Genomic DNA, 12,665 nt, shown 5'->3' with positions numbered 1-12,665 from the left:
CAGCACCTCGGCGTCTTCCGTGCCCACCAGATCGGCGGGCCAGGGTTGGGCAAGTGCCAGCAGCCGCACGAAGCCGAGCTCTTCGGCATCCAGCTCGGTCACGCGGTGCCGCACCGAATCGACCAGATGAACGGGCAGTGCCGCCGCCTCGACCTCGACACCGAACGGCCCCTCGTGGACGCGTCCGGCGCGTTGCGCGGTAAGCACCAGCTCGCGCAGAAGCAGCGGGTTCCCCGCTGTCGCACGCAGCAGCCCCACCACCGACTCGGGGCGGACAGACCCGGCGAGATGGTGTTCGACGAGCTCCTCCAGTTGCGCGGCATCCAGCGGCTCGAGGTCGGTGACCGTGACGAGATCTTCGTGCAGCATCCGCGCAATCGGGCCCATAAGGCGATGCTCGTCACGCGCGGTCAGCAGAGTCGGAACCCCGTACACGCGGACGAGCTGATACACCACGGATGCCGACAGCGCGTCGAGCAAAGGGGCGTCGTCGACGACCAGCACGTAACGGTCCGGCGCTCCTCCGATCAGTCCGATCAGACGCTGGACCCGACCGGCGACGTCGTCCGAAGCATCCGCCACCGCTGAGGCGTTCAGAAGCGGTGCCAATGCCGCCAGCGGCACCTCGGAGAGCTCCTCGAGGGCCACCACCGGGACCACTGTCATGTCCAGGCGTGTGAGCTCTTCACCGACCTGAGCGGCAAGCGTCGTCTTGCCGATTCCGCTCGCGCCGCGGAGCATCTGCGAGCGGGCAGGGCGCGTGGCGAGCGCCGCGACGAGCGGGTCCCGAAGCTCCGGCCGAACCATCACGGGCCATCCGCCACGGGAGGACAGGAACTCGGCCATCTCGACCCACTGTAGTGCTCGTCAGAGCGCTGCCTCATCGGCGCTGTCACCGCCCCCGCGCACCACGGAGTCGACCCTCAGCTGCCCCGAGAATCACCCGCGGCCAGGCCTCACTTGGGTTCGATGCGATAGTCGATGTAGGCGGCGTCGGTACCCAGGTCACGAGCGGCGATGTTGACCCGGTAGGTCTCGCTCTCAGTGAACCAGGTCTTCCACCCCTCGCCATGATCGTCGACGGCGGTCACCGCGTACCCGGCGGCCTCGAGTTCCGTCACAAGGTCCTCGATCACCGACTCCCCGCTGATCGTGAACTGCAGGAACGCACCGGCGTCGTCGACAGTCGTCCAGCGGTATTCGCCGGCCGGCATGGGCAAGTCGGCCGGGAACCAGTCGGGCAGATCGGCGGCGTTGACCTGTGCCACGACGTCTGGCGCAGCTTCTGTGTCGACGTCGGATCCCGTGTCAGCAAGCGTCTCGGCGACCGAGCTGCTGACGTCGGATGGCGGCTGGGAGACCGCACACCCGGCGAGCACGGCGATGAGGAAAGGCGCGAGGAGCAGAGCTCGGGCGGTGCGCGCAGAGGCCTTGTCGCGAGCCTCGATCGAGGAATCGGCACGACATCCGTGGGCGGCGGGGACGCTGCGGAGCAGGGGCATCGGACTCTCCTCGATCAGGGGCGGGTGCCCGATCAGCATCCAGCGGCGTCCCCTCACCCGCAATGAGTAAGAACTGCTCAGCCGCCGCGCGGTGCCGTCTGGATACTCACTCGCGTGGGACACACCGTGGCACAAGCGGATGGGTGCTGCAGATCTCGACGACATGCCCGTCGTGCAGAGTCTGCTGCCCTCATGGGAGCAGTTCTCCGCCGAGTACGATCTAGGAGCCGCGATCGGTTGGCTCATCGACGGCGCACCGCGTCTGGGCTCGACCGCGACAGCTCATCAGCTCGGCGTACACAACCGTCTGGAGGCGGTGGCCCTTGCCAACCAGCAAGGTCTGGTCCGGTGGCACCACAACGACGGCGTCGGGGGCACGGATGCCTGACGGCGCGGGCTGACCAACGGGGCGGAAGGAGCACCGCCGCAGAGACGAAACCGGTCGATGCTCGCGGTGGTCCGCTGCGGCCTCACATCCTCGCCCCGGCGTCTGGTTCAACCGAATCGCGACAGACCCGCGGAGCGACTAGCGTCACACCTATGGCCTCTTCCCTCGAAAACGTGACCGACGGGGCAGCGCCTTCCCGACCCGAGCCCGCCTTTGCCGACCTCGGACTCGGCGACGCCGTCATGAAGGCGTTGAAGGATGTCGGGTACGAGACACCGTCCGCCATTCAAGCCGCGACGATCCCTCCCCTACTGGCGGGACGCGACGTCGTCGGTCTCGCACAGACTGGCACCGGAAAGACGGCAGCATTCGCGCTGCCGATCCTCTCCCGGCTCGACCTGTCGCAGAAGACCCCGCTGGCACTCGTGCTCGCTCCCACCCGCGAGCTGGCCCTGCAGGTGTGCGAGGCGTTCGAGAAGTATGCCTCGCATCTGCGCGGCGTGCACGTCCTTCCTGTCTACGGCGGCCAGGGCTACGGTCAGCAGCTCTCGGCGCTGCGCCGAGGCGTACACATCGTCGTGGGAACGCCGGGCCGCATCATGGACCACCTCGATAAGGGCACGCTCGACCTATCGGAGCTGAAGTACCTCGTGCTCGACGAGGCCGACGAAATGCTCAAGATGGGCTTCGCCGAGGATGTCGAGACGATTCTCGCCGACACCCCCGCGACCAAGCAGGTCGCCCTGTTCTCGGCGACGATGCCGGCGCAGATCCGCCGCATCTCGGCGCAGTACCTGAGCGACCCCGAAGAGATCACGGTCAAGACCAAGACCACCACGTCGGCCAACATCACGCAGCGGTACCTGCTGGTGTCGTACCCGCAGAAGGTCGATGCGCTCACCCGCATACTCGAGGTCGAGAACTTCGAGGGCATGATCGTCTTCACGCGCACGAAGAACGAGACCGAGACCCTCGCCGAAAAGCTGCGCGCCCGCGGATACACGGCTGCAGCGATCAGCGGTGACGTCGCGCAGGCGCAGCGCGAGAGGACCGTCAACCAACTCAAGAGCGGCAAGCTCGACATCCTGGTCGCCACGGATGTCGCAGCCCGCGGCCTCGACGTTGACCGCATCAGCCACGTCGTCAATTACGACCTACCGATCGACACCGAGTCCTACGTCCACCGCGTGGGCCGCACGGGACGAGCCGGACGCGCGGGAGCGGCGATCAGCTTCGTCACCCCGCGCGAGCGGCGCATGCTGACCTCGATCGAGAGGGCCACGCGCCAGCCCTTGACCGAAATGAAGCTGCCGAGCGTCGAGGACGTCAACGCGACCCGGCTCACACGCTTCGACGACGCGATCACGGCGGCGTTGGCCGATCCGGCGCAGATCGGCACCTTCCGCGACATCATCGCTCACTACGTCGAGCACCACGACGTGCCCGAGGCGGATGTCGCTGCGGCCCTTGCCGTCGTGGCGCAGGGCGACACTCCCCTGCTGCTCGACCCGGACACTGAACCCGAGCCCCGCTTTGCGCGCGATTCGCAGGACCGACCCGAGCGTGGTGGACGTGACCGCAACGAACGCTCCGTTCGCGGCCCCCGCAGCGGAGGCGGACCGCGAACGACTTACCGGATCTCCGTTGGCCGGCGCCACAGGGTTGAGCCGCGCCAGATCGTCGGAGCCCTAGCCAACGAGGGGGGCCTTCGCCGCGAGGACTTCGGCGCGATCCAGATCCGCCCCGACTTCTCGCTCGTCGAGCTGCCCGCGGATCTCTCGCCCGACACGCTGAGGCGCCTCGAGAACACGCGCATCAGCGGCAAGCTGATCGAACTCAAGCCCGACCGCTTCGGCAACTCGGCTAAGCGCGAAGGCCGTCCACCGCGCCGCTGACCCGTTGCGGCATCCGGTGTCGCGGCATCGGCTCGAGCGTCATTCGCGGATGATCACCGGAGTTCCGAGCGGGAGCGCGGCGAGCGCGTGGGCTGCGGCTTCATCGACGCGCAGGCATCCGTTCGACACCCGGCCGGAACGTGTGTCGTGATAGTGGAAGGCGGTCACGGCGACATCGCCGCCGTCGAATCCGTCGAGAGTCGGACTCTGCACCGACAGGTAGGTGATCGGGTTCCCCCTCGTGTACGCGAAGCTCGGCTCGGTGCGCACCGTCATGATGAACGAACGACCCAGCGGCGTCGGCGTCGCCTCCACGCCGGACCCGAAGTCGGCTGCGACACGCTGCCGGTCCTCCCCACGAACGATGTCGATGGTGCGGTCGCCGAGCGAGACCTCGATCACCGCCTCTTGCGCCGTCAGCTCGACATCCTGCGTCCGGAGCCATCCGGTGAGCTGCCCGGAGTTTCCCCCGGACGGGTAGGACTGGCGGCCCACGAGCATGACCTTCACCCATGCGTCGTACTGCTCGATCACCGGCACCGAGGTGCCGTCGTAGTAGGACTCACGCGGAAGGGAGGCCACCGGAGCGCGACCGGGCTCGGCGAAAACGGGAGCCGCGGCACCTTTCGCGCGAGCGGCGACCCCGGTAAGCCCGCCGAATGGATCGTCGTCGACGGGCAGCTCAGGGACGATGGCGAAGACGGTGATCTCGGGGAGTCCGGCAAGGTCGTAGGCGGTCGTGTCCGCGGCGGGCCCGATCGGAGTGGGTGTCGGCGTAGGCGTGGGCTCGACGGTGGGCGTCGGCGTGGGCGTCGGCGCTGCCGCGAGCGGCGCACCCCTTCCCGACGCGACGATCCACGCGATGGCGAGCGCCGTCGCGACGAGGACGCCGGCGACGGCAAGCGCGATCCATCCCGCGTTTCGTCGGGTGAGCGTGCGCGTCGTGGCCATGCATCCATCGTCGGCGCTGACGAAGACCCCCACAAGCGCCGAAGTTGGTGTAGTTCGCGGTGGCCGGTCTCGTCGTAGAGATGGGTGCGGTCACCGTGTAGTTCCCTTCGAGAAAAACTCTCGGGCTTGTCAAGTTGTCTGTGTAAGCGGTTCGGTGTTGGTGGTTAGAGGTAGGGGGTGATGCGGTCGGGGTAGGCGAGTGCGAGTTGTTCGAGGGCTTGTTTCCAGTTCGTCGTGGTGTTGCCCTCGATGAGCCGGCCGGAGGCTTTCCTCTGATTCGCGGGGCGTCCGCGTTCCTTCTCGCGTTCTCGGGCGCGTTTGTCCTCGATGTCGCAGATCGCCAGCCAGAGCAGCTTGACCGCGGCGGCGTCGTTCGGGAAGTGCCCCCGCGATTTCGTGACTTTCCGCAGTTGATAGTTCAGCGACTCGATCGCGTTGGTGGTATAGATCACGCGGCGCAGCTCGGGCGGGAACGCCAGAAACGGTGTGAATCGGTCCCAGGCGTCCTGGAACGTCTTCACCGCCGAGGGGTAGCGTCGGCCGACGTCGGAGTCATTGAATGCCTCGAGCGCTTCCAGGGCGGCGTCGTCGTTCACCGCGGTGTAGATGGGTTTCAGCGCGGCCGCGACGGCTTTGCGGTCTTTGTAGCTCACGAACCGCATCGCTGCGCGGATCAGGTGGACCACGCAGGTCTGCACGGTCGCTTGCGGCCAGGTCGCCGCGACGGCCTCGGGGAATCCGGTGAGCCCGTCGGTGCAGACGATGAGCACGTCACGGACGCCGCGGTTGGCAAGCTCCGCGCAAACCGATGCCCAGAACTTCGATCCCTCGGTGGCCTGAACCCAGATCCCGAGGACGTGCTTGATCCCGTCCATGTCGACGCCCACGGCGATATGCGCGGCCTTGTTGCGCACGTGCCCGCCATCACGGATCTTCACGATGATCGCGTCGAGATAGATCACCGGATACAACGCCTCCAGCGGGCGGGTCTGCCACGCGAGGACCTCGTCGGCGACCTGGTCGGTGATCTTCGAGATCGTCTCATGCGACAGGTCGGTGCCGATCGTGTTCGCGAGGTGATGCTGAATATCGCGGACCGTCATCCCTCCGGCATAGAGCGAGATGATCATCCCGTCCAGCCCATCCAGCCGCCGCTGACCCTTCGGGACCAGCATCGGGCTGAACGAGCCGTTCCGGTCCCTCGGGACCGACAAATCGATCTCACCGATCTCGGTCGATACCGTTTTCGGCGTCGTGCCGTTGCGAGAATTCGGATACAGCGACGCCTCCGCGTCACCACGCTCATATCCGACGTGCTCGGTCAGCTCCGCCTCCAGACCGCGCTCCAGCGCAGCCTTGAGCATCCCGCCGAGCAGTCCCTGATCGCCGGTGAGCGGGGTACCGGCATCGATCTTCGCGAAGATCTCATCCATCGCTCCCGACGACTTCAACTGCTCAGCAAGCTCTTTCTGGCGGCGACGACGCTCCTCGCGCTCCGGACTGATAGCCATGCTCTCCATGATGTTCTCCTTCGAGGCGAACCTCACTTACACAGAACATCTGACACCCCCAAACTCTCACATCCCACTCGAAAGGCATCTTCACGATGACCGCACCTCATATTGTCGACCCCGCTGGCCTGCTTCAGGAAGCGCTGGGCGACGCGTCTCCCGATCTGATGCGCAGGTTGCTGCAGACAACGATCAACGCGCTGCTGTCCGCCGACGCGGACGCCGTCGTCGGCGCGGAATGGGGCCAACGCTCCACCGACCGGGCGGCGCAGCGCAACGGCTACCGGCACCGCGACCTCGACACCCGGGTTGGGACGATCGACGTCGCGATCCCCAAGCTGCGCTCCGGCACGTACTTCCCCGAATGGCTCCTCGAACGCCGCAAACGCGCCGAGTCGGCGCTGATCACGGTCGTCGCGGACTGCTACCTCGCTGGCGTCTCGACCCGCCGGATGGACAAGCTTGTGAAGACCCTTGGGATCCACAACCTGTCGAAGTCGCAGGTCTCACGGATGGCCGCGGACCTCGACGAGCACGTCGCCCAGTTCCGGCACCGACCCCTGGGGGATTCGGGCCCGTTCACGTTCGTCGCCGCCGACGCGCTCACCATGAAAGTCCGTGAAGGCGGTCGGGTGATCAACGCCGTCGTGCTCGTCGCGACCGGCGTCAACGCCGACGGGCGCCGCGAAGTCCTCGGGCTCCGCGTCGCGACGTCCGAGACCGGGGCGGCCTGGAACTCGTCCTTCGCCGACCTCGTCGCCCGCGGCCTGGGCGGCGTTCGCCTGGTCACCTCCGACGCCCACGCAGGCCTGGTGGAGGCGATCGCGGCGAATCTGCCCGGCGCGGTCTGGCAACGCTGCCGCACCCATTACGCGGCCAACCTGATGAGCGTGACACCGAAGACTATGTGGCCGGCGGTGAAAGCGATGCTTCACTCCGTCTACGACCAACCCGACGCTGCCGCCGTGAACGCCCAGTTCGACCGGCTCCTGGACTACGTCAACGGGAAACTCCCCGACGCGCACGAGCACCTCGACACCGCACGAGCTGACATCCTCGCGTTCACCGGGTTCCCCGAAGGGCTCTGGCAGCAGATCTGGTCCAACAACCCCAACGAGAGATTGAACCGGGAGATCCGTCGCCGCACCGACTCCGTCGGCATCTTCCCCAACCGCGACGCGATCATCCGCCTCGTCGGCGCCGTCCTCACCGAGATCACCGACGAATGGGCCGAAGGCCGCCGCTACCTCGGGCTCGAGATCCTCGCGAAGTCCCGACTCGCCCTCGTCGACAACACCGGCACGGAGGAGGTGAACACCGACAGCACCCTCGAGCTCACCGCCTGAACCATCAACAGATCGAAGGAACCCGAACTACACCACTCCCTGGGGCTTGACCTAGCGCGACAGCGATTGCGATCACGATGGCCACCACAACAGCGACAAGAGTCGCGGCAGGAGACCGCAAGATCATTGAGGTTCTCGAGCGCCACCATCGGGTCCCGGGTACTTCCGACAAGACTCTTTCCTCTCTGTAGGAACACCGCCGCCGGTGCTCCTCGCCACGCGACGTCCCCGCTAGGGCGCAATCCGAACCACCAGGATTCGCTGTGAACAGCCGTCCGGTTTCTGCAGGAGGGTGTCCCCCTTGGCTGCGTCGCAGAAGCATCAGCTCGGCTGGATGAGCGGACGACGCCAAGAGGTCGACGGCGCCCAGCCGCAGCTTGCGGCAGTTGACGCGCACGGCGACGAGCGAGAGCCGTTCGCTTGGACGCGCGGGTTGCGCGCGTACGGGGTTGAGTGGCTGACGAGTTGGCTTGGTTACTGTTGCGGCTGGGCTTCGGCGAGCAACGCCCGGGCCTGTTCGAGATGGTTCGGGCTGGTCATGACGTCCCAGTGTTCAGCGGCGAGTTGCTGTACGGATGAGAAGTCGCGGCCGCCCCTCCAGATGCCGTGCCCTGCGAGACCGAAGATCGCTCCCCAGAGCGCACCGAGGCCGACTGCCCACAGTGCCGTCCAGAGCCAGAGAATCCCTGGCGTGAACAGGGACAGTACGAGTCCGATCAGCAAGCCGAACCATGCCCCGCTCGCCGCGCCGTAGCCGGCGGCGCGAGCGAACGTCATGCGCCCGGTCACCTGCTCTTCGATCCGGACATTCCAGCCGACGATCGAGACGTGCTCAACGGGGAAGTCGGCATCGGCGAGCTTGTCCACGGCGGCCTGCGCGGCCTGATAATCCTCGTAACGGGCGAGGAGTGCACGAGCGGGCGTGGTTGCGTTGTCCTCGGTCATCAGAGTTTCTCCTTTCGAAGGTGCGGTTATCGGTGGTGCGCCATACTCAGCGAATCGACGCCGGGCGTCGGTGATCTCGGCGTTCGTCGGCGAGTTCGAGCAGTCGCCGCACACGTTGAGACGTCGGCGGATGCGTCCGGAACAATCCACCGAGCCCGTCGTCGGCGAGCGGGTTCGCGATCATCAAGTGGGCGTTCGCGGTGGTCGCAGGCGTGCTCACCAGCGGCGCGCTGTGCACGCCTGCCTCGATCTTCTGCAACGCCGCCGCCAACGCGAGCGGATCGTCGGCGAGCTCGGCACCGTCAGCGTCGGCCTCGAACTCGCGAGTACGGCTGATCGCGAGTTGAATAAGTGCGGCCGCGACCGGCGCGAGAACGAGCATGACGAGCGTCGCCAGCGGGTTCGGGGCACCCTCATCGTCGCCGCCCACCGGCAGGAAGAACGCAAAGTTGGCCAGCGACGTGATCACGCCCGCGAGACCGGCGGCCACGCTCGAGACGAGGATGTCTCGATTGACCACATGGGACATCTCGTGCGCGAGGACGGCACGAAGCTCACGCCATGTCAGCAGCCGCAGGATTCCCTCGGTGACGCATACCGCCGCATGACGTGGGTCACGACCCGTGGCAAACGCGTTCGGCTGCGGCAACGGGCTGATATACACCTTCGGCATCGGCACGCCCGCAGCATCCGACAGCTCCCGCACCGTCGCAATGAGAGTGGGCGCCTCCCACTCACCCACGCGACGCGCTCCCATCGCGCGCAGCGCGAGACGATCCGACCAGAAGTAGGCGGCACCGTTCATCGCCAGCGACAAGAGCGCCGCGACCGCGAGGCCCGAGCCGCCAGCGATCGCATACCCTGCTACGAGCATCAACGCGGACAGCGCACCCAACAGGACAGCTGTCTTGAGTCCGTTCCAACGACGCATTGGACATCAACCTCCCCGGCTCATTAAACTTGCGTCGCTACGTGTCAAGTTTAACTTGACTCTGTCTATCCTTCAACTCGATCTGCGAGTAACCTGCTACTCTAGTTGAAGGTTTTCAGGCTCAGTATGTGCAGCACGCAAGCGTTGATCTTGCCCTCGGCTGCGCACCGGTGCCGCGAGGTCCCACGCCGTGCTCCGGAAGTCATCGCAGCAGCGCGGTGGGCGACTTCGAGCAGGCGAGGCATCTGAGGTTCAGCGAATGAGGCGATGAGGATAAGGAGGAGCTGGGGATGACGAAGCAACCGGGTGAGGATCCTGAGGTTCCCCTCGAGGATGCACTGGAGCAGGACATAGATGCGGGCCCCGACGCGGCGGACGACCGGGTCGCGACCTCGGTGCCGCTGCCGGAAGACGCCGACCCGATTGACGCATGGGAGCAACGGATCGAGACTCCCCTCGACGATGAGGATCAGCGGGAGCTCTAGAGACGAGTCAAGAGATCGTCGGCCGGCCCAATCTTCCGACCGAGTCGGCGTCAGGCCGTCGGTCGCGACCGCAACTCGCTGATCTCGTGCTCGAGGGCCTCGACCCTTCGCCGGAGGGCGAGAACCTCTCTGACGCCAGGAAGCGTGACCCCGGCGTCGGTGAGGTCCTGGACCTCGCGAAGCCTCTCGACCTCGTTACGCGAGTAGCGCCGTTGACCACCATCGGAGCGCTCTGGGGACACGATGTCCTCGTCGTCCAGTCGACGAAGCGCAGCCTGCTGCATGCCGAGCAGGGTAGCCACCTGGCTGATCGTGTAAATGGGGGCGTCGTCCTGGTACAGGGGCGGCATCGCTTCGCTGCTCTTTACCTCCGCCATCTCTCATTCCTTCTTCTCCATCGCGCATCTCACGGACGCATCTTTGAACACGCGGACGGCGGCTGGGTCCGGCCGCTCAGTTTCGAATCACACGAGCGTGATGCTGGTCGGCCTCCACGTCGACCCTCCCGGAACCGAGTGGCAGACCGCGGATCTGCACCTGTCCGATCATCGCAGGAACTGGCGCCACCGTCACAAGCGCGCCACGCTCGTCGGCGTCCAACGCGAGTGCGATCCTGAGCAACTCGAAGGGTGTGGCCGCCGACCATGCCTGCGGTGAACAAGATGTGGGATACGGAACCGGCACCGGCTTGTCGCGACGGTCGAACCCGCAGAACAGCTCGGGAAGACGGCCACCGAACGCCTCGAGAGCGTCGAGAAGACCGGACAGCACGCGGATCGCCGCATCTTCGCGCCTGTACCTGATCATCCCCGCAGCGGCGATGACGGAGTCGTGCGGCCACACGGAGCCGTTGTGGTAGCTCGCCGGGTTGTATCGGGCGGAACGGTCCGAGAGCGTGCGAATGCCGAAGCCGGTGAACATGTCCGGCGCGACCAGCCGGTCGATGACGGCGTCCGCGACGTCGTCGTTCACGATGCCTGTCCATAGGCAATGCCCGATGTTGGAGGAGATCACCGTGACGGGCCGCTTCTTCGCGTCGAGCGCGAGGGCATAGAAACCCTCCTCCGGCATCCAGAATGCGTCGTGGAAACGAAGTCGCAGCCTCTCCGCGTCTTCGCGGAGACGTTGCGCCTCGGCCGCCGAACCGAGAGCATCCTCGATCTCCGCAGCCGCGAGATAGGCTGCATAGCAGTACCCCTGCACCTCCGCGAGCGCGATCGGCGCTTCCGCGACGGAACCATCGGCATGGGCGATCGAGTCTCCGCTGTCTTTCCATCCCTGGTTCAGGAGCCCGCGGTCGGTGCTCCGCTTGTACTCCACGAACCCGTCTCCATCGCTGTCGCCGTAGGTGCGGATCCAGTGCACCGCAGCGTCCACGGCAGGCTTGAGCTCGGCCAGCTCTTCCACCGGGACCCCCCACCTCAGTGCCCGGCCCACCAGCATCACGAACAGCGGCGTCGAATCCACCGAGCCGTAGTACACGCTTTCGCCCCCCAGGGTGAGGGAGAGATCCGCGCCGCGCCGGACTTCGTGGAGAATCTTGCCCGGCTGCTCCTCAGCCATCGCCAGCTCCCTCGTCCCCTGTAGCCGCGCAAGCGTTCGGGCGGTCCCGAGCGCCAATCCGGGAGCGTAGGGAAGCATCATCCAGCTGGTGATCAGAGCGTCACGCCCGAAGAGGGCCATGAACCACGGCGCGCCCGCCGCGACCACCTGGTCCTCGGGATGCTCGGGGTCCACGATCCGCAAGGCACCGAGATCACGTTCGCTGGTCGAAAGAGCCTGGGCGAGCACGGTGTTGCCGACCTCGATGACCGGTGCCGCCTCGTGCCATCCCTGCATCCGCCGCGCAGGCTCGGTATGGGCCAGCGGCCGATCAAGGGGGAAAGACGCCGCCAGTTCGTCGCCTGCGACGATCGGAAGAACCTCGACACTGGTCTGCCACTGTCCATGAGCAGGCACCACCGTGCGGAAGGTGAGGACCCCTGGAACGGCCTGCGCTCCCGGCGCGTACACGCGCACCCCGCGCTCCTCTCCTGACGACGCGGACACAAGGAAGGAGACCGAATCAGAGCTCGCCGTCGACGAGACTCCGAGAGCGCGCACGGGTCTCGCCTCCTTCACCTCGAAGAGGTCGGCGAAATCGGCATCGAGATGCAGAACGATGTCGAGTCCTGCAGACTCGGCCCCGAAGTTGGACACCACGATGTCCTCCCGCATGCCCTGCCCGACCATCCGATGGCGCTCGACGATCACCGTGGGCTCGACCTGTCCCGGTCGGGTGGGGATACGACCCACGAAACGGCACTCGAAAGGCTCAGCAGGCAGCACGGTGAGCGGCTCGACCTCATGCCCGTCGATACGCAACTGCCACCGCGAGAGCACTCTGGTGTCCATCACGAACAGCCCGTCGCTGCGGTGGGGGACGATATCCCCGTTGGGCTGCGACACGCAGAACGAGGAGCCTTCCACCAACGTCACGGAGCCCTGGAGCTGCGGAACCGCTCCGATCCCGTGGGGTCCGGGCTGATCATCACCGACCAGGCCTCGCGCTTCCAGGTCTGCTTCGGAAGCCACTTCGCGCTCCTTCCTCACTCGAACTCTCGCTCGAGACCACCATACCTATACTTGTAACGGTAAGTTACATGTACCTATAGTGCGAGCAACTCTTCGATGGGGAAGGGAGATGTGATTCCGGGAACAAACACTCTTGG

General features: G+C 66.2%; 11 protein-coding genes. 4 read left to right on the top strand and 7 right to left on the bottom strand.

All coding sequences use genetic code 11. The features are described 5' to 3' along the window. Positions 1-956: 956 nt before the first annotated feature. A complete protein-coding gene (locus MICSW_RS05770; protein WP_292736144.1) occupies positions 957-1,502 on the bottom strand; it encodes a hypothetical protein in 546 nt (181 codons plus the stop codon). 91 nt (positions 1,503-1,593) lie between these two features. On the opposite strand from MICSW_RS05770, the gene MICSW_RS05765 reads away from it, so the two are divergent. Both MICSW_RS05765 and MICSW_RS05760 read left to right on the top strand, forming a co-directional pair. Continuing rightward, on the top strand, positions 1,594-1,890 hold the full coding sequence (locus MICSW_RS05765; RefSeq protein ID WP_464497548.1) for a hypothetical protein: 297 nt from the start codon (positions 1,594-1,596) through the stop codon (positions 1,888-1,890). A 152-nt stretch (positions 1,891-2,042) separates the two neighbouring features. Next, positions 2,043-3,785 carry a DEAD/DEAH box helicase gene (locus MICSW_RS05760; protein WP_464497544.1) on the top strand — a complete coding sequence of 581 codons (1,743 nt, stop codon included), beginning with the start codon at positions 2,043-2,045 and terminating at the stop codon, positions 3,783-3,785. Between the two features lie 39 nt (positions 3,786-3,824). Here MICSW_RS05760 and MICSW_RS05755 read toward each other — a convergent pair whose 3' ends face one another. Continuing rightward, positions 3,825-4,736 (bottom strand): L,D-transpeptidase, encoded by a 912-nt coding sequence (locus MICSW_RS05755; RefSeq protein WP_464497539.1) that lies wholly within the window; start codon positions 4,734-4,736, stop codon positions 3,825-3,827. A 164-nt stretch (positions 4,737-4,900) separates the two neighbouring features. Continuing rightward, positions 4,901-6,247, bottom strand: coding sequence for an IS256 family transposase (locus MICSW_RS05750; RefSeq protein WP_464498255.1), 1,347 nt, complete (start codon positions 6,245-6,247; stop codon positions 4,901-4,903). Positions 6,248-6,342: 95 nt separating this feature from the next. Between MICSW_RS05750 and MICSW_RS05745 the strand changes: the two genes are divergently transcribed. Next, a complete protein-coding gene (locus MICSW_RS05745) occupies positions 6,343-7,593 on the top strand; it encodes an IS256 family transposase (RefSeq protein WP_434969675.1) in 1,251 nt (416 codons plus the stop codon). 474 nt (positions 7,594-8,067) lie between these two features. On the opposite strand, the gene MICSW_RS05740 is transcribed toward MICSW_RS05745, so the two are convergent. Both MICSW_RS05740 and MICSW_RS05735 read right to left on the bottom strand, forming a co-directional pair. Further along, positions 8,068-8,538: a YflT domain-containing protein gene (locus MICSW_RS05740; protein ID WP_464497532.1), complete on the bottom strand. Its 471-nt coding sequence runs from the start codon at positions 8,536-8,538 to the stop codon at positions 8,068-8,070. A gap of 46 nt (positions 8,539-8,584) precedes the next feature. Beyond that, entirely contained in the window at positions 8,585-9,469 is an 885-nt protein-coding gene (locus MICSW_RS05735; protein ID WP_434969673.1) for a M48 family metalloprotease, read from the bottom strand. 290 nt (positions 9,470-9,759) lie between these two features. Here MICSW_RS05735 and MICSW_RS05730 point away from each other — a divergent pair, with 290 nt between their 5' ends. Further along, a complete protein-coding gene (locus tag MICSW_RS05730) occupies positions 9,760-9,954 on the top strand; it encodes a hypothetical protein (RefSeq protein ID WP_434969671.1) in 195 nt (64 codons plus the stop codon). Between the two features lie 50 nt (positions 9,955-10,004). Here the strand turns inward: MICSW_RS05730 and MICSW_RS05725 are convergent, their stop codons facing one another. Both MICSW_RS05725 and MICSW_RS05720 read right to left on the bottom strand, forming a co-directional pair. After that, positions 10,005-10,331: a MerR family transcriptional regulator gene (locus MICSW_RS05725; protein ID WP_434969669.1), complete on the bottom strand. Its 327-nt coding sequence runs from the start codon at positions 10,329-10,331 to the stop codon at positions 10,005-10,007. Positions 10,332-10,407: 76 nt separating this feature from the next. Beyond that, positions 10,408-12,528 (bottom strand): amylo-alpha-1,6-glucosidase, encoded by a 2,121-nt coding sequence (locus MICSW_RS05720; protein ID WP_434969668.1) that lies wholly within the window; start codon positions 12,526-12,528, stop codon positions 10,408-10,410. Positions 12,529-12,665 lie beyond the last annotated feature (137 nt).

Source organism: Microbacterium sp. SW12 (assembly GCF_055391095.1).
The sequence above is the reverse complement of the archived record's forward strand: the minus strand, read 5'-3'. Positions and strand labels throughout refer to the sequence as shown.

Excerpts from the sequence above, each read along its gene's own strand:
- MICSW_RS05770 (WP_292736144.1), bottom strand. The coding sequence starts at position 1,502 with ATGCCCCTGCTCCGCAGCGTCCCCGCCGCCCACGGATGTCGTGCCGAT.
- MICSW_RS05760 (WP_464497544.1), top strand. The coding sequence starts at position 2,043 with ATGGCCTCTTCCCTCGAAAACGTGACCGACGGGGCAGCGCCTTCCCGA.
- MICSW_RS05755 (WP_464497539.1), bottom strand. The coding sequence starts at position 4,736 with ATGGCCACGACGCGCACGCTCACCCGACGAAACGCGGGATGGATCGCG.
- MICSW_RS05750 (WP_464498255.1), bottom strand. The coding sequence starts at position 6,247 with ATGGCTATCAGTCCGGAGCGCGAGGAGCGTCGTCGCCGCCAGAAAGAG.
- MICSW_RS05745 (WP_434969675.1), top strand. The coding sequence starts at position 6,343 with ATGACCGCACCTCATATTGTCGACCCCGCTGGCCTGCTTCAGGAAGCG.
- MICSW_RS05740 (WP_464497532.1), bottom strand. The coding sequence starts at position 8,538 with ATGACCGAGGACAACGCAACCACGCCCGCTCGTGCACTCCTCGCCCGT.
- MICSW_RS05735 (WP_434969673.1), bottom strand. The coding sequence starts at position 9,469 with ATGCGTCGTTGGAACGGACTCAAGACAGCTGTCCTGTTGGGTGCGCTG.
- MICSW_RS05730 (WP_434969671.1), top strand. The coding sequence starts at position 9,760 with ATGACGAAGCAACCGGGTGAGGATCCTGAGGTTCCCCTCGAGGATGCA.
- MICSW_RS05725 (WP_434969669.1), bottom strand. The coding sequence starts at position 10,331 with ATGGCGGAGGTAAAGAGCAGCGAAGCGATGCCGCCCCTGTACCAGGAC.